Origin of the sequence: Amycolatopsis sp. cmx-11-51, assembly GCF_047608665.1 — a bacterium.
GTDB lineage: Bacteria > Actinomycetota > Actinomycetes > Mycobacteriales > Pseudonocardiaceae > Amycolatopsis.
Genome location: NZ_JADNQO010000001.1, coordinates 727,610 through 749,314 on the forward strand (window position 1 = coordinate 727,610; position 21,705 = coordinate 749,314).

Here is a 21,705-nt window from a genome sequence, read left to right on the forward strand (position 1 = left end):
TTCATCACCCGGGCGGGGGTCAGACGCGGACCAGCATCTTGCCGGTGTTCGCCCCGCCCAGCAGGTCGAGGAAGGCCTGCGGCGCGTTGCGGATACCGTCCACAATGGTCTCGGAGTACTTGAGTTCGCCGTCAGCGACGAGCGGCGCGACCTCCTTGACGAACTGCGGCTGCAGCGCGAAGTGGTCGCCCACGAGCATGCCGCGCATGGTGAACCGCTTCGCGATGATCGACGCGAGGTTGCGCGGCGCCGCGGCGGGTTCGGTGTTGTTGTAGACCGAGATCATCCCGCAGATCGCCATCCGGCCGTGCAGGTTGATCGAGTCGATGGCCGCTTCGAGGTGGTCACCGCCGACGTTGTCGAAGTACACGTCGATGCCCTCGGGCGCCGCCGTGCGCAGCTGATCGATGACCGGGGCGTCCTTGTAGTTGAACGCCGCGTCGAAGCCCAGCTCGTCGGTCAGCCATTTGACCTTGTCGTCCGTGCCGGCGCTGCCGATGACCCGCTTCGCGCCCTTCAGCTTCGCCAGCTGGCCGACGACGGACCCGACCGCGCCGGCCGCGCCGGACACGAAGACGGTGTCGCCCTCCTTGAACTCCGCGACGTCGAGCAGTCCGGCGTACGCGGTGAGCCCGGTCATGCCGAGGACGCCGAGGTACGCCGTGATCGGCGCTGCCTCGGGGTCCACCTTCACCGCGTGCTTCGCGGCGACCACGGCGTGGGAACGCCAGCCGAGGCCGTGCAGCACGATGTCGCCCGGTTCGAAGTCGTCCACGGTGGACTCGAGCACTTCACCGACGGCGCCGCCGTGCATGACCTTGCCGACCTCGTACGGCTCGGCGTAGGATTTCGCGTCGCTCATCCGGCCGCGCATGTACGGGTCCACGCTCAGCACCTGGTTGCGGACCAGGATCTGCCCTTCGCCCGGCACTGGGATCACGACGTCCGCGATCTCGAAGTTCTCGAGCGTCGGGACACCGTGGGGACGGGAGGCGAGCCGGATCTCGGTTGCGTTCACGAGGTAACTCCAAGTCTGTTGCGAACCACAAGCGGGGCGATCGCCCCGTATTCACGACGGGTACAACAGGCTAACCGGGGCGACCATTCCGATTGTGGCGAGTACTACACGACCTCGGCGAGTTTGCCGAGAACTCCCTCGTAGATCCGCTTGAGGCCACCGGGCGCGAAGGTCTTCTCGAAGAAGCCGCCGATGCCGCCCGCGCCGTCCCAGCTCGTCTCGATCCGCACGAGGCTGCCGTCCGGCACCTCGCGGACGGTCCAGGTGGTGACCATGCTGGAGTTCGCGTCAGTCTCGACGAGGGTGCCTTTGGACGGCTCGGTCACCGTCGCGGCCACGTCGCGCACGCGCTTCGACGTCGCCTGAAGCTTCCAGCTCGCCTTCGTGCCCGCGCCGACGCCACCTTCGGTGACCTCGTAGTCGCGGTAGTGCTCTGTCAGCAGCTTCGGCCGGGTTTCGGTGTAGTCGGCGACGAGCGCCCTGACCTTGTCGGCCGGCGCCTCGATGGTGCGCTCCGCGATGGCCGTGACCTTTCCCATCCCATTCCCTTTCACCCGTGTGCAACGACAGCACCCACGATTCCACCGGGCCTCGCGTCCGGCACGGGCGGCCCGCCCAGAACGAGATGAACGGGACTCTCATCGCAGATTTTGCAATGAAAGTCCCGTTCATCTCACTTGAGGTGGGGCTAGTGTCGCGTGACCCTGCTTGCTTGACGTTTGGTTTCGTTCCTCGGACGGCGATTTCGCGTGATCAGACGGCGGTTACGCGTGATTGGACGGCGATCTCCGGAGATCGCCGTCTGATCACGGGTAAGACCTGCAGGATCACGCGACACTAGATGAGGGACTTTTCCTTCAGCCAGTCCTTCGCGACGTCGCCCGGCTTCTCGCCGTCCGAGTCGACGCGCTTGTTCAGCTCACGCAGCTGCACGGTGTCGAGGGCCTTGCTCACGGCGTTGACGACGGCCGCGAAGTCGGCACCGCGTTCGTCGAGGACCTTCTTGTTCACCGCGGGCACGACGTTCTCGGTCGGCACGATGGCGAGGTCATCCTCCAGCGCCACGAACTGCGGGTCGCCGACGAGCGGGCTCACCGAGTCGACCGGGATGACGGTGACCTTGCCGGACCGCAGCTGCTCGACACGCGGGCCCGCTTCCTGCACGGTCTGGAAGGTGGCCTTCAGCTTGTAGACGTCGGTGAAGCCCTTGAAGCAAGGAAGCCGCTTCTCGCACTCCGGACCACCCGCGACGATGACGTTGTCGACCTTGGACAGGTCGCTGATCTTCGCGAGGCCCTTCTCCTTGGCGAGGTCGGCCTTCACGATGTAGGTGTTCTTGTCCTCCGCCGGCGAGTAGTCCAGCAGGCCGATGCCGTCGGCCTCGAACAGCTTCTTGAGCTGCTCGTGCTCGCCCGCCGCGTCCTTCGCGGCGTCCTTGCCGAAGCCGGTGGTGATGGCGGCGCCCTGGTACTCGGGGATGAACTGCAATTCGCCGGACTTCAGCGCCGGATAGATCAGCTCGCGCGAACCGAGGTTCAGCTTGCGGGTGATCGGATAGCCCTTGGCCTCCAGCGCGTTCGCGTACAGCTCGGCGAGGACCAGGCTGTCGGTGAAGTTGAACGAGGCGACGACGATCGGGGCCCCGCCCTTGCCCTGCGCGGCCGGAGCCGCTGCGTCGTCGCCACCCCCGCAGGCGGTCATACCGAGGACGGCGGCGGCGAGCACCGCGCCCACTCGAACATTCCGTGTCCAGCGCACGTGCACACACTCCTATGACTCGATCAGAGAAATGGACAGTATCCCCGGGTCACGACAGAATCCACATTTTGAGAGTTCCGCCCCGTGTGCTCTCAGAGAGCGGAATCGAGCCGCCCGAACGGGGTAGGGTCGGCCGGTGCGAGCCTCCTCCGTGTTCCCCGTACCCGCCCAAGGCGGGCGGCCGCTGTTCGAATGGCGGTGGGTGGACCGCCATCTCGACGAGATCCTCGATCGGCTCGGTGAGCACATCACGCTGACCGCGGTGGCGCTCGCCATCGGACTGGTGGTGTCGGTCGGTGTTTCCGTGGTTTCGTTGCGTCGCCGGTGGTTCTACGTCGTCGCGCTGAGCACGGCCGGTTCGCTGTACGTCATCCCGAGTCTCGGCGCCTTCGCCGTTCTGGTGCCCTTCACCGGACTGACGTCCTTCACCACCGCGGTCATCCCGTTGGCGACTTACACGTTGCTGATCCTCATTCGCAACATCGTCACGGGTGTCGAGCAAGTGCCCAAGGAAGTCCGCGAAGCCGCGATAGGCATGGGTTTCACGCGTTCGCGGTTACTGTGGCAGGTCGAACTGCCGCTCGCGCTGCCGGTGGTGATCGCGGGTCTGCGCGTCGCGGCGGTGACCACGATCGGGCTCGTGACGGTGACCTCCATGCTCGGCAAGGGCGGGCTGGGGTACTTCATCCGCAACGGGATCCAGACCTCGACCCCGAATCCGACGTCGATCATCGTCGGTGTCGGGCTTTCCGTGGTCCTCGCCGTGGTGGTGGATCTGCTGCTGTGGCTCGGCGGGCGCGCTCTCGCGCCGTGGTCGCGGAAGGCGGCGTCGCGATGAGCATCATCGACCAGACCATCGAGTGGTTCGGCGAACCGAACCGCTGGAGCTGGAGCGATCCTGAAGGCGTCCCGTACCGGACGGTCGAACATCTTCACTTCTCGTTGCTGGCTCTGGTGATCTCGGCCGTGCTGACGATCCCGCCCGCGTTGTGGCTGGCGCACTACCGCCGCGCGCAGTTCCTCGCGACGAGCGCGGTGAACATCGGCCGCGCGATTCCCAGCTTCGGGCTGGTGATCCTGTTCTGGTTCCTGGCTTCCCGGCTCGAAGTCGACACGACGTTCTGGCCGTTGATGCTCGCACTCGTCGCCTTGGCGCTGCCGCCGTTGTTCACGAACACGTACGCGGGCGTCATCCAGTTGGAGCAGGAAACCGTCGACGCCGCGCGGGGAACCGGCTACCGCGAGTGGCAGATCATGCTGCGCCTGGAGTTGCCGCTCGCGTCACCGGTCATCCTCGCGGGTGCCCGCGTCGCGTTCCTGCAACTGGTGGCGACCGTCGCGATCGGCGCGATCGTCAACGACGGCGGCGGGCTCGGACGGTACATTGTGGACGGTTTCGCGCTCGGGGATCCGGGCCACGGCGAGATCCTGGCGGGCGGCATCGCCGTCGTCGTACTGGCTTTGGCGTGCGAGGCCGTCTTCGCGCTCATCACCCGAGTGGTGATTCCGCGCGGGCTGGCGATCCAGTCCCGCGCGGAAGTCCGGTCCTGATCCCGTCGTCAGAACGGCCCGAATCCCAAGGAGGAAAACGCGGCGACAAGAGCAGTCACTTCCGGCCCCAAGGACCGATCCGCGGTCACTGGCGGCACCAATTCCCGGATCCGCGCGTACGCCGCCCGAAGGCCGGGCGGCCCGTCACCTGTCGCCAGCCACCGCGCCTGCGAACCCGCGATCAGCTCACAGGCCGTGATGGCGGACATCCGCGCGCACGCGTCACGAAGCTGATTCCCGGCCGCCCAGGCGAACGCCTGCACGTCCTCCTGTCCGGCGGAAGTTTCGACGGAGCCCAAGGTGGCCGGCGTGGCCAGCCGCCGCAACGCGTGCAGCTCCCCCACCGCGCGTTTGTGCAGCGGCACCAGCCCCGCCTGCGGCCCCGGATCCACCGCCAGCTGGGCGGGCAGTCCACTGAACCGCTCGTCCAGCAACCGGTGCATCCGCTTGACGCCGACCTCGCCGAGATGCACCAGCGCCGCCGTCACCGCGTCCATCCGCAGTCCGAGTTCGACGGCGTGAAAACCCGTCGTGGACACGAATTCGCCGTCCAGGAACGACGGCGAGTCCGTCGGCATCGACCTGAGCAGGACCTCGCCCAGTTCGTCGGCGACCCGTGTCAGATGGGCGATCGCCCTCGGCGCGACCCGTACGGAAACGGGTGCCTGCACGACCTCCGGCCGTTCGACGGAACCGTGGATCAGCCCGCTCACTTCGAGAAGCACCGCACGGAGAACCTGATCGTCTCCCGCCAGCGAAGGGTGATAGACCGCTTGCGGCGCACCGAGGACGTCGATCGCGATCGCCGCGGTCAGCGTCTGCAGCTCCACCAGCCGCCGTACCCCGGCCAGTGCGAAAGCCGCCAGCGTCTCGGCCAGTGGCGAACCCTGGATGAGTGTCGCGCCTTCCTTGAGGCCCAGCTCGTACGGCCTCGCCAGCACTTCCGACGCGGGCGTCTCGACGCCGTCGACCAGCACGGTCCCGACACCGAGGAAGGTCTGGAAAGCGTGCGCCAGCGGGATGATCTCGCCAGCGCTGCCCAGTCCCGTCCTCGGCACGGCCGGGGTGAATCCCTCGTTCAGCCGGTCGACGAGGAACGTCACCAGCTCCGGGCTCGCACCCGCCTCCGGTGCGAGGAGATCCCGTAGGCGCACCAGCAGGAGCCGGCGCACCTCGTCGGCCGAGAGCCAGGGCGGACCGCCGACGGCACGGCCGATCAGCAGAGTCCGCTGGTGCCCTTCGGGCGTGCCGAGCGCGACCCCGGCGAGCCGTCCCATGCCGGTGTTCACGCCGTAGACGGGTCGCTCGTCCAGCGCGGCGAGGACTCGGGCGCGATTCTCACCGAGCCTCGCCAGCAGAGCGGGGTCGATCTCGAGAACTTCAGCCTCGAACGCCGAGTCCAAGTCGAAGTCCTTCGTGGACAGTCTCACTCGACGGGGCGCGCGAGACCTTCGATGACCTCGGCGCCGGGCAGGGAGGCGAGAGTCGAGCCCGAGATCAGCAGCTTGCCGCCGCGGACCCCGCTGCCGATGACCAGTTCGGGTTCGTCCGCGACGCGCTGGTCGATCAGGATCGGCCAGCCCTCGGGCAGGCCGACCGGGGTGATGCCGCCGTACTCCATACCGGTGAGCGAGACGGCCTCGTCCATCGGGGCGAAGGACGCCTTGCGCACGTCGAGGCGGCGCTTGATCACGCCGTTCACGTCGGCTCGCGTGGTGGCGAGGATCATCGCGGCGGCGAACCGGACCTCACCGGCGCGCTTGCCTGCGACGACGACGCAGTTCGCGGACGCCGACAGCGGGGAGCCGTACGCCTCGCAGAAGGCGGCGGTGTCGGCCAGTCCGGCGTCGATCTCGACGACGCCGACGGCGTCCGGATCAGCGAGGGAGGCGAGTGCTTTGGCGACGGGCTCGGCGAGCAGGTCCGTGCGCGAGAGGGCGGGAACGACGGTGAGGCTTCCGGCGATGGTCCAGGTAGTCACGCCGTTGAATGTAGCCGCGACGCGCGGCGTCTCCGTCACCAGTTACGGCCGCCGCGTTGGACCTCGATGAGCTTCGGGCGGACGTCCACCAGGTAGACCAGGACCGCGACGAGCGCGGGCAGCCACAGGATCATGCCGCCGCCGTAGAACTCGAAGAGGGTCATCACGACGGTGGACCCGCCGGTGATGAGCATCCAGATGGGTTTGGTCTTGCGGTCGGCGGCCGAATACGCGTCCGCGCGCTGCAGCAGCGCGTGCACGAAAGCGAACAGCCCCGTCAGTGCGCCGCCCCAGTGGATGGCGATGAGGATCCAGGTGGCAACGAACACGAAGTCAGCTTACGTCAAACCGGGCGAATGACCCGGGCCCCTGGTACCGAAGCCGGTACCAGGGGCGTGCGAGTTCACGCGGACCTTACTTCTCGGTCGTCTTCGGCGCGGTGGCCGGCTTCTTGGCGACCGGGCTGCTGGTGGTGCGGCGCACGGGGGCCGTGGTCTTCGGCGCGGTCTTGTCGGCGGCCTTGCGCGAAGCCGAGCGGGTCTCGTGCGCGAGGTCGTCGCCGATCTCTTCGACCTCACCGGCGATGTCGACGGCGACATCGGAGACCTTGCGGGCGGCCTTCTCGCCCACCGAGCGGGTGCTCTTGGTGACCTTGCCGAGCACGGTGTCGATGCGCTCACGGGTGTCCGAGGTCGCGTCCTCGAGCTGCTCGATGGCCTTCTTGACCTGCGGCTGCCCGGCGATCTTGTCCCATGCCTGCTCGCCGGACTCGGCCAGCTTGTTGTACAGCTTCAGCGCGGCTTCGGTGTACTCGTCGATGACCTTGCGCAGCTCGGTCGGGTCCAGCTTCTCGCGGAGGCCCTCGACGTCGTGGGGGAGTTCTTCGATGTTCTTGCGAGCGGTCTCGCCGCTCTCGACGACCTTCTCCTTGGCCTTGTTCACGGCGTCGACGACGGCCTGGCTGGCCAGGTTCCCGGCGCCCAGCGCGGCGAGCAGCGGCGTGCGGAACTGGTCGAGGGCGGTGTTCTTGCGGTCGGTCTTGCTGTTCGTGGCCGTGGTCATGCTGACTCCTTGGATTCGACGGCTTCTGCTTTGACTGGTGCTGTGTCTGTGGTTTCCGCCGGTTCGGGCCTCGCGGCGGCGTTCTCTCGGCGGAACGATTCGTAGACGTCGAGCAGGACCTGCTTCTGCCGCTCGGTCAGCTCGGTGTCGGCGCGGATCGCGTCGCCGACCGGGCCGCCCGTCGGCAGATCGAGGATTCCCGCTTGCACGTAGAGCGCCTCGGCCGAGATACGCAGGCCCTTGGCGATCTGCTGCAGGATCTCCGCGCTGGGTTTGCGGACCCCGCGCTCGATCTGGCTCAGGTACGGATTGGACACGCCGGCGAGTTTCGACAGCTGCCGCAAGGAGATCTTCGCGTTGCTGCGCTGCTGGCGGATGTACTCGCCGATGTCGGAAGCGATGTCCGCGACCTTCTCCATCGGTCCGCCCGATGGGGGCTGATCCCGGGTGGTGTCTGACAACGGTCACCTCCTCGCGACATCTTCGACGCTACGCGCGAGTGCTAGCTATTGCAAGCACTCTGCTTGCAATTATCGGGTGTGTTGCCGCTCACCCCGCTACGGTGGAGGGATGTCGAGTGCGACGCGACTGCGGCGACGCCTCGTCGAGCATCTGCTCGCCGAAGGCGTGCTGCACGACGCGCACTGGATGACCGCGTTCCGCACCGTGCCGAGGCACGTCTTCCTGCCGCGGTTCTTCGTCCCGGCGGCGAACGGCTGGGCCGCGGTGGAGAACGGCGACGACGGCTGGCTGAGGCGCGCCTACTCCCCCGAGGTCCTGGTCGTCCAGCTCGACGACGACTCCGGACTCTGGGAACGGGCGCGCTACCTCGGCGCGCAGCCGGGAACGCCGACGAGTTCGTCCAGCCAGCCGTCGATCATGGCGATCATGCTCGAAGAGCTCCGGGTCGCCGACGGGCACCGCGTGCTGGAGATCGGCACCGGGACCGGTTACAACGCCGCCCTGCTTTGCCAACGGCTCGGCTCGGGGCTCGTGTACACGGTGGACATCGACCCGGAGCTGGTCGACGCCGCGCGCGAGCGGCTCGCGGAAGCCGGATACGCGCCGTCTTGCGCCGCGTCCGACGGCGCCGAGGGATTCCCTGCCGGCGTCCTCTACGACCGGGTGTTGTGCACGTGCTCGGTGTCGTCGATCCCGCCCGCGTGGCTGGAACAGACGGTGCCGGGCGGACTGATTGTCACCACGCTGAACCGGCCGATCGGCGGCGGGCTCGTCCGGATCGTCGCGGGCGAAGGCGCGACGGGACACGGACGCGTGCTCGCCCGCGACGGTCGCTTCATGCCGCTGCGCGCGCATCGGTTCAAGCCGTCGAAGCTGCCGGACGGCGACATCGTCTGGCGGCCGACCAAGCTGCCGCTGGGAGCCATCACCGAAGTCCGCAGCCGCTTCGAGTTCTTCGCCGGACTCCAGCTTCCCGGCGTGTCGACGCTGCGGGACGGCCAGAACGCCGCCCTCGTCCACCCCGACGGCTCATGGGCGCGGCACCGGAAGCGGGGGCGCGAGTTCGAAGTGGCGGAAGGCGGGCCGCGGCGGCTCTGGGAGCTGGTCGAGCGCGCGCAGGAGGACTGGCTGGAACTCGGTCAGCCGTGGCGGGACCGGTTCGGGCTCAGCCTCGACGGCGACGACCAGGTGATCTGGCTGGACTCCCCCGAGGGCAGGACTTGGCCGCTACGACCGTGAGAGCAGGCCCCGCACCCACGTCTCCACGCGATCGACGGCGGCGTCCACCGGGAGATGGGTGGTGTCGAACACCTCGACCGGCGGATCCAGCGACGGCGCTTCCCGCTGCAGCCACGCGTTGAACTCCAGCATTTCCTCGACCCGCTCCTCGTCCCACTCGCGCCAGGCGGGCCGGGCCAGCAAGCGCTTGCGCAAGGCTTCGGGCTCGCTGACGAGCGCCAGGTAGTGGATGTCGGAGAAGAAGACGCGCTCGGGCAACTGCTCGAACTCGGGCGGCGCGACGGTGCCGCAGAGCACGACCGGCCGCCCGTTCTGGTGCAGCATCGCCGCCATCCGCAGCCAGGTCGAGCGGAACGCGGGATGGCCGGGGACGTCGTCGCGCAACGCCCCGGTCCACAGCACGTCCTGTTCGACCACGAGCGCAAGGTCACCGAGCCGTTCCGCCAGACGCGGCCCGACCGTCGACTTGCCCGCCCCGCTCGGCCCGGTCAGCGCGAACAGCGGGAGCCGCCGGAACGGCCACCGGTGCGCGCAGTCCGCGCACACCAGCAGCCCGCTCTCGACGTGTGGCCGTTCGGCGCGATCACCGCAGGCCGGGCAGATCTTGAGATCGAGGACCACGGTCAGTCGAAGAGGCCCTCGAGGAAGCCGCCCTTACGACGCTTGCCCTGGTGGCCGTACCCGTGCGGGGAGTCGGCGTGGCCGCGGTAGCCCTTGGGCGAATCCGCGTAACCGCCACCCCGGTAGCCCTTCGGCGAGTCGGCGTACCCGCCGCGATGCGGGCGCGGCGAGTCCGGCCGTCCGTAATGCGGAGCCGGCGCGTGCCCACCTCCCTGGTACGGCGGAGGCTGATGCCCGCCGTAATGCGAGTTCTCGGCACCGGCGATGGCCTCCAGCTCGCCCCGGTCCAGGAAGATGCCGCGGCATCCCTGGCACTGGTCGATGTGGATACCGTTCTTGTCGACGGTCTTCATGGCGTTCTGACACTTCGGACAAATCACGTATCAGAGGTTACGCATTTTTCGCGCCCGAGGTCAGCAGGCACACAGACAAAACGGGTGACCGGCCGGATCCGCGTAGACCCGGAAGCTCTTCGGGGAGTCGTCGAGCAGCTTCGCGCCGATGGCCAGCGCACGCTCGTGACCGGCTTCGAGATCGGTGACGTCGAGGTCGACGTGCGCCTGCTGCGGGTTCTCCGCCGACGGCCACGCGGGTGGCCGATAGTCCGGCACGCGCTGGAACGAGAACCGCGCGCCGCCCTCCGGGTTCCGCAGAGTCACCCAATGGCCGTCTTCGGCGACCTCGGCCGCCTTCCAGTCGAGCAGCTCGCGGTAGAACTCCGCCAGCGCGACCGGGTCCGGACAGTCGAGGGCCACCGCACCGAAGGTCGGTATCGCACCCATGGTTCAGCCTCCACGATGATCGAGTAACCAGCGAACCGAGTATGCGGGTTATCGCAGCCGATGACAACAGGTCTCGCCCGTACACTGGGCGGGGTGAACACCGACGCGTCCCTGGTGGTCGAGTTTTTGAACACGGTGAACGTCGAACGCGGCTCCGACCTCCTGGACGATCTGGAGACCTGGCAACGCTGGGCCCGCGATCACCGGCTGCGCGCGGATACCCCCGCGGCCGCGCGCGAAACCCGGGACGCGCTGCGCTCGGCGATCGGCGATCCGCGCCTGCCCCGGCTCGGCCTGCGCGCACCGGCGGAGATCGTCCTGGGTCCGGAAGGCCCGCTCCTGGTCGCGGAATCGGTCAGCGAGGCGGTGATGGCGGCGTCGACCCGGCTGACCGTGCTCGGCGAATGGATCCGGCTCAAGATCTGCCCCGCGGACGACTGCCTGTGGGCGTTTTACGACGAATCGCGCAACCGGTCGCGGACGTGGTGCTCGATGCGGGCGTGCGGGAACCGGGAAAAGGCGCGGGCCTGGCGGGCGCGGACGGCGGACGTCTCGACCTGAGCGCTGAAGGGGACTTTCCCCTCATCTCACGCGGCGAAGGGCGCTTTCCCCGCATCGCACGCGGGTAAAGTCCCCTTCAGCCGCCCGCGACCACAACTTCTGGGGTCACCCACCCCCGAGTTACCCCCAGGTGTTGTGCACACCGTTAGGCCAAAAACGTGAAATGTTGTGGATAACCCTGGGGATGACTCCACTTCCTGTGGACAACTCCCGGCGTGGCCTCCAGAGTGTGGTATAAGTGCCGCCGCTCAAAAGAGCAGCTGCGCGACCGCGTAGATGACCAGGCCGGCGAGCGCGCCGACCACCGTGCCGTTGATCCGGATGAACTGCAGATCCCGGCCCACTTGGAGCTCGATCTTGCGCGAGGTCTCATCCGCGTCCCAACGCTCCACGGTGTCGGTGATGATCCCGGTGATCTCGCGGGAGTAGTTGGTGACCAGGTAGGCCGCCGCACCCTCCACCCAGTTGTCCACCTTGGACCGGATGTGGTCGTCGGAGACCAGCCGCCCGCCCAGTGCCTCGAGTCCGGTGCGCACCCGGCGCCGCAGCTCGCTCGACGGGTCCTCGGCGGCGTTGAGCAGCATCTCCTTGGCCGTCGCCCATGCCGAGCCGATCAGCTTCTGCACCTCGTCGTGCCCCAGCATCTGGGCCTTGACCTGCTCGGCGCGCGCCATCACCTCGGGGTCGGTCTGCAGGTCCTGGGCGAACTCGCCGAGGAACTTGTCCAGCGCCAGCCGCATGGGGTGGTTGACGTCGGTCTTCACCGCCCACACGAAGGAGAGCACCTCGCCGTAGACCTTGTCCGCGAGCATCCCGTCGACGAACTTCGGCGACCAGCTCGGTGCCCGGTCCGAGACCACGCGCAGCATCGTCGTGTGGTTGTCCCGCACCCATTCGTAGGCGCGGTCGCACATCAGGTCCACCAGCTTGTGGTGCGCCCCGTCGGCGAACACGCCCGCCAGGATCTTGCCCAGCGGCGGACCCCACGGCTTGTCCACGATCCGCTTGACCACGGCCTGTTCCATGATCGCCTGGACGTCTTCGTCGCGGAGCACCTTGACGGCGGCACGCACGACGGTGGCCAGCTCGGACGTCACGCGTTCGGCGTTCTTCGGTTGCGAGAGCCAGCCGCCGAGCCGCTTCGAGATCTCGACCCGGCTCAGCTTCTCGCGGATCACGGACTCGGACAGGAAGTTCGAGCCGACGAAGTCACCGAGGCTGCTGCCCAGCGCGTCCTTCTTGTTCGGGATGATCGCGGTGTGCGGGATCTTGATCCGCAACGGATGCCGGAACAGCGCCGTCACCGCGAACCAGTCCGCGAGCGCGCCGACCATCCCGGCTTCGGCGGCGGCGCGGACGTAGCCGACCCAGCCCGGCCAGCCCGCGGCCTCGGCCCAGCTGGTCAGCAGGAAGATCACCGTCGCACCGAGCAGGAACGACAACGCGACCATCTTCATCTTGCGCAGGCCACGGCGCTTCTCCTCCTCGGCGGCGGTTCCACCGGGTGGATCGGCTGGGGTCACCTTGGCGGGCGTCAGTTGCTCCACACGCCCATTGTCCGTGAGGATGGCTGATCGTGCGCGAACCTGTCCTCGTACCCCGCCTCCAGCCCTTCACCTCGACCATCTTCGCGGAGATGACGGCACTGGCCGTCCGCCACGAAGCCGTCAACCTCGGCCAGGGTTTTCCCGACACCGACGGGCCTGCCGGAATGCTCGACGCCGCCAAGAACGCGCTGTTCGGAGGCGCCAACCAGTATCCGCCGGGTCCCGGACGGCCGGAGTTGCGCGCGGCGATCGCGCGGCACCGGCTCCGGTACGGCGTCGAATACGACCCCGGTACGGAGATCCTGGTCACCGCCGGGGCCACCGAGGCCATCGCGGCGTCACTGATCGCGCTGACGCAAGCGGGTGACGAGGTCATCGTCATCGAGCCGTACTACGACTCGTACGCGGCCGCTGTCGCCATGGCGGGGGCGGAGCGGCGCGTCGTCGGCCTTGTCGAACGCGACGGCCGGTTCGCGCTGGACGTCGAGGGCCTGCGCGCCGCGGTGTCCGACCGGACCAGGGCGATCCTGATCAACTCGCCGCACAACCCGACCGGAACGGTGTTCACGCGTACTGAACTGGAAGCCGTCGCCGCGCTGTGCGTGCAGCACGACCTGATCGCCATCACCGACGAGGTGTACGAGCATCTGGTGTTCGACGGCGCCGAACACTTCCCACTCGCGACCCTGCCCGGAATGCGAGACCGCACGGTCTCGATCTCCAGTGCGGGCAAGACGTTCAACTGCACCGGCTGGAAGATCGGCTGGGTCTGCGCGAGCCCCGAACTGGTCGCGGCGGTGAAAGCGGTGAAGCAGTTCATCACCTTCGTCTCGGGCGGCCCGTTGCAGCCGGCGGTCGCCCACGCGCTGGACCACGAACTGCCGTGGGCCGAAGAGCTGCGCACGAGCCTGCAGGGCAAACGGGACCGGCTCGCGGCGGGCCTCGCGGAGGCGGGGTTCGCGGTCCGGCCGACCGCCGGGACGTACTTCATCTGCGTCGACGTCCGCCCGCTCGGCTTCGACGACGCCGCGGAACTGGCCTGGGAGCTCCCCGAACGGGTGGGCGTGGCGGCCGTGCCCGTAAAAGTGTTCACCGATCACCCGGAAGAGTGGAACCACCTGCTGCGTTTCGCGTTCTGCAAACGCAATGAGGTCATCGACGAAGCGGTCACCCGCTTACGCAAACTGCGGTGACCCGTCCGATGTCCCTCAGGCCCAGCCGCCCTTTTCGAGAGCCCTTTCGAGCCGGTCCAGACACCGTCTTCGCACCCTGCCGATACTGGCAGGACTGATCCCCAGCTCCCCCGCGAGCTGGGCGTAGGACAGCTCCGGCCGGTGCGCGAGCAGCCAGATCAGCCGCCGGTGCAAGTCCGGTAGGCAATCGACCGCCGCCCACAGCGCGCGGTCGCGTTCGGCGCGGACGACCTCGGCCTCCGGGGTCGTGTCCGGCCCCGGGAGCGGACGCGGTGTTTCACGCCTGCTCCTGGTGATCATCCGGAGCGCGCGACGCCGCGCAGTGGTCGTCAGCCACGCCCGGAGGTTCGCTTCGTCACGCAACACGCCCGGCGCGCGGAGCAGTTCCAGCCAGGCTTCCTGACAGACGTCCTTGGCGTCGGCTTCGCTCAGCCGGTAGGTCTTCAGCGCGCTGAGCACCGCTGCCGAAACTACTTTCACGTCCCACATCGCGGACTCTCCCCTCCCGGCGGCTCGCATCCGCCATCCCGATCACCGAACGCGACTTCGACGGCACGCACCGCAGCGAGGATCCGGAAAAGGTCAGGTCACCGAGGATTTGAGTAGTTCCACCCAGGCCCGGATGACCGCCGGGCACACACCGAGAGTGATCAACTTCGGTACTCCAGGCACCGGAGCCGGTTGCGTCGTTCCGCCTAACGGGCTGGATCGACGGCGGCTGAAGTGAAACACTCCCCTCCGGTGCTAAAACTGGTGCAGCCCCGGGGGAACTGCGACCTGACCGGAAAAGACCCCAAGCAAGATCGAACTCACGCGGAGAACGTGGGTTTCAGGCGTGAACGGTGGTGATTGCTGTGAGTGGTCCGGCAGTCGTGCGTCGTCGCGGCCTCGTGCCCCCGAAAGCGGGAGCGCGAATCCTCTTCGCGGGCGGGCTCGCTCTCACGGGCTGGATCCTCGGCGCCGTCCTGAGCACCCCGGCTTCGGCCGAGGAACAGACTTCCGCGACGCCGGAGACCTCGGTGGTCCAGCCGTCGAACGAAACGACCACTACGCCGAAAGAGTCCACATCGGACTCGAGCAAGGCCGGTACCTCGAAGGCCGAATCACCGCACGAAGAGCCCGTCCCCGCAGAGAGCGAGGAGCCTGAGGCCGCCGTCGAGGAAAAGGCCGTTTCGAGCGCGAGTTCCGTCGAGAAGTCCGCTTCTCTGGAACCGGTCAAAAAGACCGCGAAGCCCCAGGCGGCCAACGGTTTACTGGGCGGCCTCATCGGTGGCGTGCTGAACATCGTCACGAACACGGTCGGCGGCGCCGTCGAAACCGTGGGCGGGGTCGTCGGCGGAATCGGCGAAAAGGTCATCGCGCCGATCGTCATGCCGGGCCCGTGCTGCGATGCGGGCGAGCCGGTGATCCTGCCGGGCGTCGGGGACACCCTCGACCCCGTCTTCGGCGGCGGCTCGGGTGAGTCGGCGAGTGGCTCGGTCACCATCGCCGTGCCCGCCGAGGTCACCACGCCGAGCACGCCCGCGCCGATCACCCCGGACCCGCGTCCGTTCGTGCCCGCCGAGACGCCCGCTCCGGCGACGGCCGTCCAGAACCAGAACCACCACGTCGCCCTGCCCACCCGGGTCAAGTCCCACGACCGGCCCGCTCCGGCGGCGCCCGCCGAGTCCGAGACGCACGTGTCCCCGGACGGCGGCGGCTCTGGAGGCGGCGGCGGTGGCCTGCCGAACACCCCGGTCGCCCCGCTCGCGCCCACGACGAGCGCCCAGCCAGGGCACGACCACTCCGGCGGCGGCCGCGGGCCGCTCGCCGTGCTCGACTCCGGAATCCCCGCCACGCAGCTGAAACTCCTCGGAACCGGCTGCGACCATGAAGGCGAGCGCACCGGCAGGGAAGCCGCGCTTCCCACCACCTCCCCCGACTGACCTGACCGGGTCGCCGGGGAGAACCACGTCCAAACCAAGATCGACTTCGGTTTTCGGCGTCTTCTGAAATCCCTGGCACAAGTCGCTTTTCAGCCTGCCCTCAGTCAGGTTTTCCCGTCTTTCCGAACGGCCGACCGCGCCCGGCCGGTTCGGATCCCGGCCCCGGCGCCGCGCTGCCCCTGCGGCGCCGGGACCAGCACCGGGTGGACTTCGTGGGTTTCTGCTCACCGCGCCGAGCAGGAGCCGGTCAAGCTCGAAGACCACCTGTAACCGCGGGCGGTTCCCGGCACGTCGAGGGGCTGTGCCGGGTAACCGCCGCGGTGCCCGCTTGCGAGGTTTCGGCCTCGGAGCGGGCCGGATAGCCGGTGCGCTGGTCGTGCGGCGCCGATGCCCTCCCTGGAGCATCGGCCGCCCCGCCGGCGCACCGGCTATTTCCGTTTCCCCACCTCCGCGTTTCGTCCTCTAGTTGCGGTAGTTGGCGGTGCGAACTACCGCAACTAGAGGACGAAACGCGGGACTCAGGTGACCTGGACGGCCAGCGGGGCGGCCGTGGCGGAAGTAACGGCCACCGAAGCGGCGGCCGCGCCCAGCCGTCGCACGGCCTCGAAGAGCCGGTCGGCCGGAAGCGCGTACGGCAGCCTTAGCCAGCGCTCCAGTCCACCGTGGACGCCGAACCGGGAGCCCGGCGCCACCTGCACCCCGTGACCCGCCGCCGCGACGGCCAGCCGCGTGCTCATCGGCTCCGGCAGACGGCACCACAGCGAAAGCCCGCCCGGCGGCACAGTGAACGTCCAGTCCGGGCAGTACCAGTTCAACGCGCCGGTCAACGCGTCGCGCAGGGCCCGCGTCTCCTCGCGGCGGCGCGCCAGCGCGGCCCCGCCGTCGTCGAGCAGTTCGGCGAGGACGAGTTGCTCGAAGACCGGAGACCCCAGGTCGACGGCGAAACGGGCCGCGACCAGCCTGCCGATCACGTCCTCAGAAGCGCGGATCCAGCCCAGCCGCAGCCCGGCCCAATGCGACTTCGACGCCGAGCCGATCGTGATGCCGAGGTCGCCGGCGAACGCGCCGAGCGGCGGCGGGCCGTCGGCCGGATCGCCTTCGAGGTCCAGTTCGACCAGTGTCTCGTCGATGATCGACGGCGTCCGCGCGCGGCTCAGCGCGGCCGAGAGCCGCTCCCGGCCCGCCGCGTCCAGCCGCAGCCCTGTCGGGTTCTGGAAATCCGCGACGAAGTACGCGAGCCTCGGCGCGGATTGCCGCAGCGCGGCTTCGATGCCGACGACGTCCCAGCCGGTGGCCGGGTCCAGCGGCACCGGTACTCCGATGGCGTGCGCGGCGCCGATGGCTTCGAGCGCGTTCGGGTACGTCGGCTGCTCGACCAGCACCCGGTCACCCGGACCGGCCAGCATGCGCAGGACCTGCACGAACGCGTGATGCGCCCCGTTGGTGATCATCACCTGGTCGGCGTTGGTCGGCAGGCCGCGTTCGGTGTAGCGGCGGGCGATCCGCTCGCGCAGGACCCGCAGTCCACGCACGTGATAGCCGTTCTCGCCGAGGTGGTCCGCCAGTGCCTTCCGCGCGGCGTCCACGGCGGGGACCAGGCCGGCGATGGCGGGCGGGCAGGCCTGGGCGAGGTCGATGAGGTCCTCCCCGGTCGGCAGCGGCACGTCCCGGCCCCGGCCGCCGGGGGACGCGATCCAGGAACCGGCCCCGCGACGGCTGGCGACCAGGCCGTCGGCCCGCAGTTTGTCCAGCGCGGCTCCGATCAGCGTGCGGCTGACCGTCAGTGCGTCGGCGAGCTCCCGTTCGGCCGGGAGTTTCGTGCCGAGAGGGAGCCTGCCGTCGAGGATCAGCAGCTCGACCGCCGCCGCGAGGTCCGCCGCGCCGTGACGAGAACCACTCTGACGCCAGCTCCCCAGTAAAGTGGCCAATTTTGCGCCCGAAACGCGTCCAGTCAGCGGGATCAGCGGTTTCATGAGACCAATTCTTGCAGATTGGCCATGGTCAAGAAAGCCACTTACCCCTGATGGTGTATTCGTGGCACTTACACTCGACCTCCGTCCCGTGGGCATCTCCCACGACACCACCCGCCGCTCGTTCCAGCTCGTCGGCGGGCTCGCCCTCTACGGCGGCAGCATGGCCATGCTGACCAGGTCCGGCCTCGGCCTCGACCCGTGGGACGTGCTCCACGAAGGCCTGATGAAGATCACCGGTCTCTCCTTCGGCACGGTCACCGCGTTCGCTTCGGTCGCGGTACTCCTGCTCTGGATCCCCCTGCGGCAGCGGCCCGGTATCGGCACCGTCGCGAACATCGTGGTCATCTCGGTCACCGTCGACCTGGTGCGGATCTTCCTTCCCGATCAGCACGTGCTCGGCTGGCAGATCTTCAACCTGGTCGCCGGCGTCGTGCTCAACGGCCTCGCCGCCGCGATCTACGTCGGCGCGCGGCTCGGCCCCGGCCCCCGCGACGGGCTGATGACCGGCTTCGCGGCCCGGACGGGTAAGTCGATCCGCCTCGTCCGGACCCTCATCGAGATCACCGTGCTGGCCGGAGGCTGGCTGCTCGGCGGCACCGTCGGCGTCGGCACGGTGCTCTACGCGCTCGCCATCGGGCCGCTCACGCAGGCGTTCCTGCCGTTGGTCACCTGGCGTGAGCGCGCCAAGAGCTGAAGGGGACTTTCCCCGCGCCTCACGCGGTGAAGGGGACTTTCCCCACGTGACATTCGGGGAAAGTCCCCTTCAGCCCCCGCTAGCTGGCCGCGCGCCGCTCCAGCAGGCGCCGGACGGCGAGGTAGTCGATGCCGCGCTGGGCGAGGACGTCGGCGGCCACCCCGGGGAGCGAGGTCAGCGCGAGCAGGAAGTGCTCGGCGTCGATGCGCTTGTCCCCGACGTCGATGGCTTCACGAAGGCACTTCTCCAGCACCTTCTTCGCCTCCCGCGTGAAGGGCCGGTGGCCGCGTTTGCTCCGCGTCCCACCGGTCAGCGCGCCTTCGCCGTGGGTCTGCTCGACCCGTTCGACGATGTGCTCGACGTCGATGCCGAACCCGCTCAGGGCTTCGACATCGGCGTCGCTCATCCCGCCCCGGCGGCGGACCCGCCGGAGGTCGTCGGCCAGTTCTTCCGCCGGGCAGCCCAAGGTGGCGAGCAGGCCCGTGTTCAGGGACAGCGAGGTCAGCAGGTGGAACGCGTCTACGTTCGCGGACTTCTCGTCCGACGCGACGCGCTGAGCCCCGATCACGACTTCTCGGGCTTCGGTGCTGAAGCGTTCGAACATCAGTGCCTCCCGTACTTCTTGTGGACCGCTTGCCTGCTGACCCCCAGCTCGGCCGCGATCTCCTGCCAGGACCAGCCGTGCACCCGCGCGCTGCGGACCTGCACGGCCTCGAGTTGCTCCAACAGCCGGCGCAAGGCGGCGACGGCGCGCAACCCCACCCGGGGATCACGGTCACCGGCTCGCGCGGCCAGGTCTGTCGCTTCGGTCATGACGTCAACCTACGTTGACATGTCGGCAGTGTCAACGCCGGTTGACAGTTAGGGTCTTGTCATGGTCGAAATCGCAGTGGCGGAAAGGGACGGAGTAGGCGCGGACGGAGCATCGCGCCCGACCGAAGACCACGTCGCCGTACTCGCCAACGCCGTGGTGGTGCTCGACGGAGCGACCTCGCCGCGGCCGGATCTGCCGTCCGGCGGCTGGTACGCGAGCCTGCTCGTGCACACCCTGTCGCAGGCGCTGACCATGGACCCCCACGCGGATCTCACGGTCCTGCTGGCCGAGTCGATCGCCGACGTCGCGCGCCGCGAAGGTCTGGCGCCGGGACACTCGCCGTCGAGCACGGTCGCGATCGCACGCTGGACGGACGACACCGTCGACGGGCTGGTGCTCGCCGACAGCCCGATCATCGCCTTCGGGCCTTCGGGCGCCGATCCCCTCACCGACGACAGACTGGTCTCGCTCCGCGACGGTGGTCAGCTCCGCACCGGTGCCGACGTCCGCGCGAAACGCAACGCGCCGGACGGCTTCTGGGTCGCCGAGGCGGAACCGAAGGCGGCTGTCGAGGCCGTACGCCGCAGCTGGCCGCGCTCGGAGGTCGAGGCCCTGCTGCTGGCGACGGACGGCGTCGCGATCGGTGTCGACGAGTACGCGCTGTTCGACTGGCCGGAAGTGCTCGCCATCAGCCGGGAGCGTGGTCCGGACGCGGTACTCGACGCGGTGCGCACGGCGGAGAAAACGGACCCGGACGGCGACCGCTGGCCCCGGGCGAAAAGGCACGATGACCAGCTACTGGTACTGGTCGAGTTAGGGGTAGCCCCAGGGTAGAACCGGGGGCTTCCCGGATCGGAAATGCGCGGTCTCGCGAGCACACTCGACGCATGACGTTCCCTGGGGGGCCCTCGCGTGCCAGACCTTGGCTGATCGCGTCGGCGGTGGCCATCGGCTGGGCGGTGTCCACGATGGTCGTGCTGCACCTGATCAGTTCACGAGATCCGGTCTTCGACACGTTGTCGAGTTACGCCTACGTCGATCGCGGCACGGGCATGCTCGGCGCGAGCGTGCTGTCGTTGTCCATCGGCTCGCTCACCGCGCTCGGCGCCCTGGCCGCCGCCGGGATCCACCTCAGCCACACCACGAAGGTGCTCTTCGTGCTGTGGTCGCTCGGCTTGGCGGCGGCCGCGATCTTCCCGGCGAGCTACCCCGAATTCCCGGACCCGGTCAGCGGCGAGATCCATCTGTACGCGTGCCTCATCGCGTTCCTCAGCCTGCCCGCCGCCGGGTTCACCCTGCGCGACAACCTGCGCGGCACCCCCGCGGCCCGGCAGATCGGCCGCCTGGCCTGGGGCAGCGCGGCCGGGCTGATCGTCTTCGGGCTCACCTTCATCTTCGTGCGCCTGTCCGATATCCCGTTCTTCAGGACGCTGACCGACATCGCGCCGGTCGGCGTCGCGCAACGGCTTTCGCTGGTGGCGCACGTGCTCCTGATCGGCGGGATGCTGAAGGTCGCGTCAGCGGCTCACCGTGTCGGTGAATTCCGGGGCGTAACCGTAGAGGCCGGGCAGACCACCCGTGTGCAGGAAAACGACGTGCTCCTCGGCCGCGAAATGGCCTTCGGCAGCCCAATCGACCAGCGCGGCGGCCACCTTGCCGGTGTACACGGGATCGAGCGCGATCCCTTCCGTGCGGCCGAAAAGCCGAACCGCGTCCCACGTCTCGACGGTCGGGATCCCATAGCCGGGGCCGATCGCGCGGTCGTCGATGCGCAGACCTTCGAGTGACGGCGGCCCAGTTCCCAGCAGCACGGAGACCGCCGTGGTGAGGTCGGCCAGGTTGTCCAGGGCCTCGTCGACCGGATGGCTGACGCAGGCGACGTCGAGCGTCAGCCAGTCGAGGTTCGCCGTCCCGACGATGAGCCCGGCCGAAGTCCCGCCGCTGGCGTGCGGAACGACCAGCCGCGCCTTGGTGATGCCGCGGTCGGCGAGTTGTCCGGCGATCTCGTGCGCGGCCGCCACGTACCCGAGTGCCCCGACGGCGTCGGAGCCGCCGACGGGGAACGTGGCCACCTTGCGGCCCTCGGCCGCGGCCTCGGTGATCAGCCGGTCGTAGGTCCCGCCGGTCTCCTCCCCGTCGCGACAGACGTGCACGTTCGCGCCGAAGAGGTGATCGAGCAAGACATTGCCGGACCGTTCGTACGCGTCGCCGTCACGAGGAACCTTCGCGGTGAGCACGAGTTCGCACCGCAGCCCGAGCTTCGCGCAGGCAGCAGCGGTCTGGCGACCGTGGTTGGTCTGCAGCGCGCCGAAGGTGATCACCGTGTCGACGCCCGCCTCGATCGCCGCACCGAGCAGGAACTCGAGTTTGCGCAGCTTGTTGCCGCCCACGCCGAGCGGATGCACGTCGTCCCGTTTGAGCAACAGGTTCGGCAGGCCGAGTGCCTCACCCAGCCGGGGTGCCGGATGCAGTGGCGTCGGCAGGCCACCGAGGTCGACGCGGGGAAAGCGATCGAAGTTCATGC

25 protein-coding genes and 1 pseudogene are annotated in these 21,705 nt (G+C 68.8%); 9 read left to right on the forward strand and 17 right to left on the reverse strand.

Annotated features, from left to right (window positions below; genetic code table 11):
* Positions 1-19: 19 nt before the first annotated feature.
* The 3 genes from ACM6LU_RS03605 to ACM6LU_RS03615 form a co-directional block, all read right to left on the reverse strand.
* A complete protein-coding gene (locus ACM6LU_RS03605; RefSeq protein ID WP_414936113.1) occupies positions 20-1,018 on the reverse strand; it encodes an NADP-dependent oxidoreductase in 999 nt (332 codons plus the stop codon).
* 104 nt (positions 1,019-1,122) lie between these two features.
* On the reverse strand, positions 1,123-1,557 hold the full coding sequence (locus ACM6LU_RS03610) for an SRPBCC family protein (protein WP_414936114.1): 435 nt from the start codon (positions 1,555-1,557) through the stop codon (positions 1,123-1,125).
* 298 nt (positions 1,558-1,855) lie between these two features.
* Positions 1,856-2,752, reverse strand: a complete 897-nt coding sequence (locus ACM6LU_RS03615; protein WP_414937074.1) for an ABC transporter substrate-binding protein — start codon at positions 2,750-2,752, stop codon at positions 1,856-1,858.
* Between the two features lie 175 nt (positions 2,753-2,927).
* Here ACM6LU_RS03615 and ACM6LU_RS03620 point away from each other — a divergent pair, with 175 nt between their 5' ends.
* A complete protein-coding gene (locus tag ACM6LU_RS03620; RefSeq protein ID WP_414937075.1) occupies positions 2,928-3,614 on the forward strand; it encodes an ABC transporter permease in 687 nt (228 codons plus the stop codon).
* Positions 3,611-4,327, forward strand: coding sequence for an ABC transporter permease (locus ACM6LU_RS03625; protein WP_414936115.1), 717 nt, complete (start codon positions 3,611-3,613; stop codon positions 4,325-4,327). The genes ACM6LU_RS03620 and ACM6LU_RS03625 overlap by 4 nt, the downstream gene beginning before the upstream one ends.
* Before the next feature lie 8 nt (positions 4,328-4,335).
* On the opposite strand, the gene ACM6LU_RS03630 is transcribed toward ACM6LU_RS03625, so the two are convergent.
* From ACM6LU_RS03630 to ACM6LU_RS03650, 5 genes are all read right to left on the reverse strand, one after another.
* Positions 4,336-5,757 (reverse strand): aromatic amino acid lyase, encoded by a 1,422-nt coding sequence (locus ACM6LU_RS03630; RefSeq protein WP_414936116.1) that lies wholly within the window; start codon positions 5,755-5,757, stop codon positions 4,336-4,338.
* Positions 5,754-6,308, reverse strand: coding sequence for a YbaK/EbsC family protein (locus ACM6LU_RS03635; RefSeq protein ID WP_414936117.1), 555 nt, complete (start codon positions 6,306-6,308; stop codon positions 5,754-5,756). Before ACM6LU_RS03635 ends, ACM6LU_RS03630 begins: the two co-directional genes overlap by 4 nt.
* A 35-nt stretch (positions 6,309-6,343) precedes the next feature.
* Positions 6,344-6,637: a DUF2516 family protein gene (locus ACM6LU_RS03640; RefSeq protein WP_414936118.1), complete on the reverse strand. Its 294-nt coding sequence runs from the start codon at positions 6,635-6,637 to the stop codon at positions 6,344-6,346.
* 85 nt (positions 6,638-6,722) lie between these two features.
* On the reverse strand, positions 6,723-7,370 hold the full coding sequence (locus tag ACM6LU_RS03645; protein WP_414936119.1) for a hypothetical protein: 648 nt from the start codon (positions 7,368-7,370) through the stop codon (positions 6,723-6,725).
* Positions 7,367-7,789 (reverse strand): helix-turn-helix domain-containing protein, encoded by a 423-nt coding sequence (locus ACM6LU_RS03650; RefSeq protein ID WP_414937076.1) that lies wholly within the window; start codon positions 7,787-7,789, stop codon positions 7,367-7,369. Before ACM6LU_RS03650 ends, ACM6LU_RS03645 begins: the two co-directional genes overlap by 4 nt.
* Before the next feature lie 151 nt (positions 7,790-7,940).
* Here ACM6LU_RS03650 and ACM6LU_RS03655 point away from each other — a divergent pair, with 151 nt between their 5' ends.
* The gene (locus ACM6LU_RS03655; protein ID WP_414936120.1) at positions 7,941-9,071 is read left to right on the forward strand and encodes a methyltransferase domain-containing protein; all 1,131 of its coding nucleotides are present in this window, start codon (positions 7,941-7,943) and stop codon (positions 9,069-9,071) included.
* On the opposite strand, the gene ACM6LU_RS03660 is transcribed toward ACM6LU_RS03655, so the two are convergent.
* The 3 genes from ACM6LU_RS03660 to ACM6LU_RS03670 are packed head-to-tail and all read right to left on the reverse strand — an operon-like array spanning position 9,060 to position 10,474.
* Positions 9,060-9,692 carry an AAA family ATPase gene (locus tag ACM6LU_RS03660; RefSeq protein ID WP_414936121.1) on the reverse strand — a complete coding sequence of 211 codons (633 nt, stop codon included), beginning with the start codon at positions 9,690-9,692 and terminating at the stop codon, positions 9,060-9,062. The genes ACM6LU_RS03655 and ACM6LU_RS03660 overlap by 12 nt on opposite strands.
* Positions 9,693-9,694: 2 nt before the next feature.
* A complete protein-coding gene (locus tag ACM6LU_RS03665; RefSeq protein WP_414936122.1) occupies positions 9,695-10,072 on the reverse strand; it encodes a zf-TFIIB domain-containing protein in 378 nt (125 codons plus the stop codon).
* Between the two features lie 33 nt (positions 10,073-10,105).
* Positions 10,106-10,474: a VOC family protein gene (locus ACM6LU_RS03670; RefSeq protein WP_414936123.1), complete on the reverse strand. Its 369-nt coding sequence runs from the start codon at positions 10,472-10,474 to the stop codon at positions 10,106-10,108.
* Positions 10,475-10,534: 60 nt separating this feature from the next.
* On the opposite strand from ACM6LU_RS03670, the gene ACM6LU_RS03675 reads away from it, so the two are divergent.
* Positions 10,535-11,035: a CGNR zinc finger domain-containing protein gene (locus ACM6LU_RS03675; protein ID WP_414936124.1), complete on the forward strand. Its 501-nt coding sequence runs from the start codon at positions 10,535-10,537 to the stop codon at positions 11,033-11,035.
* Between the two features lie 248 nt (positions 11,036-11,283).
* On the opposite strand, the gene ACM6LU_RS03680 is transcribed toward ACM6LU_RS03675, so the two are convergent.
* Positions 11,284-12,582: a DUF445 domain-containing protein gene (locus ACM6LU_RS03680; RefSeq protein ID WP_414936125.1), complete on the reverse strand. Its 1,299-nt coding sequence runs from the start codon at positions 12,580-12,582 to the stop codon at positions 11,284-11,286.
* Positions 12,583-12,611: 29 nt separating this feature from the next.
* Between ACM6LU_RS03680 and ACM6LU_RS03685 the strand changes: the two genes are divergently transcribed.
* The gene (locus ACM6LU_RS03685; protein ID WP_414936126.1) at positions 12,612-13,775 is read left to right on the forward strand and encodes a pyridoxal phosphate-dependent aminotransferase; all 1,164 of its coding nucleotides are present in this window, start codon (positions 12,612-12,614) and stop codon (positions 13,773-13,775) included.
* 15 nt (positions 13,776-13,790) lie between these two features.
* Here the strand turns inward: ACM6LU_RS03685 and ACM6LU_RS03690 are convergent, their stop codons facing one another.
* Positions 13,791-14,264 carry an RNA polymerase sigma factor gene (locus ACM6LU_RS03690; protein WP_414936127.1) on the reverse strand — a complete coding sequence of 158 codons (474 nt, stop codon included), beginning with the start codon at positions 14,262-14,264 and terminating at the stop codon, positions 13,791-13,793.
* Between the two features lie 365 nt (positions 14,265-14,629).
* Between ACM6LU_RS03690 and ACM6LU_RS03695 the strand changes: the two genes are divergently transcribed.
* Positions 14,630-15,700, forward strand: coding sequence for a hypothetical protein (locus tag ACM6LU_RS03695; RefSeq protein WP_414936128.1), 1,071 nt, complete (start codon positions 14,630-14,632; stop codon positions 15,698-15,700).
* 518 nt (positions 15,701-16,218) lie between these two features.
* Here the strand turns inward: ACM6LU_RS03695 and ACM6LU_RS03700 are convergent.
* On the reverse strand, positions 16,219-17,673 hold the full coding sequence (locus ACM6LU_RS03700; protein ID WP_414936129.1) for a PLP-dependent aminotransferase family protein: 1,455 nt from the start codon (positions 17,671-17,673) through the stop codon (positions 16,219-16,221).
* Positions 17,674-17,734: 61 nt separating this feature from the next.
* Between ACM6LU_RS03700 and ACM6LU_RS03705 the strand changes: the two genes are divergently transcribed.
* The gene (locus ACM6LU_RS03705) at positions 17,735-18,367 is read left to right on the forward strand and encodes a YczE/YyaS/YitT family protein (protein ID WP_414936130.1); all 633 of its coding nucleotides are present in this window, start codon (positions 17,735-17,737) and stop codon (positions 18,365-18,367) included.
* A 79-nt stretch (positions 18,368-18,446) separates the two neighbouring features.
* Here ACM6LU_RS03705 and ACM6LU_RS03710 read toward each other — a convergent pair whose 3' ends face one another.
* On the reverse strand, positions 18,447-18,971 hold the full coding sequence (locus ACM6LU_RS03710; RefSeq protein WP_414936131.1) for a Clp protease N-terminal domain-containing protein: 525 nt from the start codon (positions 18,969-18,971) through the stop codon (positions 18,447-18,449).
* Positions 18,971-19,180 carry a sigma factor-like helix-turn-helix DNA-binding protein gene (locus ACM6LU_RS03715; protein WP_004559389.1) on the reverse strand — a complete coding sequence of 70 codons (210 nt, stop codon included), beginning with the start codon at positions 19,178-19,180 and terminating at the stop codon, positions 18,971-18,973. Before ACM6LU_RS03715 ends, ACM6LU_RS03710 begins: the two co-directional genes overlap by 1 nt.
* Before the next feature lie 61 nt (positions 19,181-19,241).
* Here ACM6LU_RS03715 and ACM6LU_RS03720 point away from each other — a divergent pair, with 61 nt between their 5' ends.
* Entirely contained in the window at positions 19,242-20,015 is a 774-nt protein-coding gene (locus ACM6LU_RS03720; protein WP_414936132.1) for a hypothetical protein, read from the forward strand.
* 134 nt (positions 20,016-20,149) lie between these two features.
* Positions 20,150-20,617 (forward strand): annotated as a pseudogene (locus ACM6LU_RS03725) (DUF998 domain-containing protein); the annotation flags it as partial.
* A gap of 81 nt (positions 20,618-20,698) precedes the next feature.
* Here ACM6LU_RS03725 and ACM6LU_RS03730 read toward each other — a convergent pair.
* Positions 20,699-21,703 carry a D-cysteine desulfhydrase family protein gene (locus ACM6LU_RS03730; protein ID WP_414936133.1) on the reverse strand — a complete coding sequence of 335 codons (1,005 nt, stop codon included), beginning with the start codon at positions 21,701-21,703 and terminating at the stop codon, positions 20,699-20,701.
* Positions 21,704-21,705 lie beyond the last annotated feature (2 nt).

Bases quoted from the DNA above. Each gene is read 5' to 3' on its own strand.
- ACM6LU_RS03610 (WP_414936114.1), bottom strand. From the start codon at position 1,557: ATGGGAAAGGTCACGGCCATCGCGGAGCGCACCATCGAGGCGCCGGCC.
- ACM6LU_RS03625 (WP_414936115.1), top strand. From the start codon at position 3,611: ATGAGCATCATCGACCAGACCATCGAGTGGTTCGGCGAACCGAACCGC.
- ACM6LU_RS03645 (WP_414936119.1), bottom strand. From the start codon at position 7,370: ATGACCACGGCCACGAACAGCAAGACCGACCGCAAGAACACCGCCCTC.
- ACM6LU_RS03650 (WP_414937076.1), bottom strand. From the start codon at position 7,789: ATGGAGAAGGTCGCGGACATCGCTTCCGACATCGGCGAGTACATCCGC.
- ACM6LU_RS03655 (WP_414936120.1), top strand. From the start codon at position 7,941: ATGTCGAGTGCGACGCGACTGCGGCGACGCCTCGTCGAGCATCTGCTC.
- ACM6LU_RS03670 (WP_414936123.1), bottom strand. From the start codon at position 10,474: ATGGGTGCGATACCGACCTTCGGTGCGGTGGCCCTCGACTGTCCGGAC.
- ACM6LU_RS03675 (WP_414936124.1), top strand. From the start codon at position 10,535: ATGACAACAGGTCTCGCCCGTACACTGGGCGGGGTGAACACCGACGCG.
- ACM6LU_RS03690 (WP_414936127.1), bottom strand. From the start codon at position 14,264: ATGTGGGACGTGAAAGTAGTTTCGGCAGCGGTGCTCAGCGCGCTGAAG.
- ACM6LU_RS03700 (WP_414936129.1), bottom strand. From the start codon at position 17,673: ATGAAACCGCTGATCCCGCTGACTGGACGCGTTTCGGGCGCAAAATTG.
- ACM6LU_RS03710 (WP_414936131.1), bottom strand. From the start codon at position 18,971: ATGTTCGAACGCTTCAGCACCGAAGCCCGAGAAGTCGTGATCGGGGCT.
- ACM6LU_RS03715 (WP_004559389.1), bottom strand. From the start codon at position 19,180: ATGACCGAAGCGACAGACCTGGCCGCGCGAGCCGGTGACCGTGATCCC.
- ACM6LU_RS03720 (WP_414936132.1), top strand. From the start codon at position 19,242: ATGGTCGAAATCGCAGTGGCGGAAAGGGACGGAGTAGGCGCGGACGGA.
- ACM6LU_RS03730 (WP_414936133.1), bottom strand. From the start codon at position 21,703: ATGAACTTCGATCGCTTTCCCCGCGTCGACCTCGGTGGCCTGCCGACG.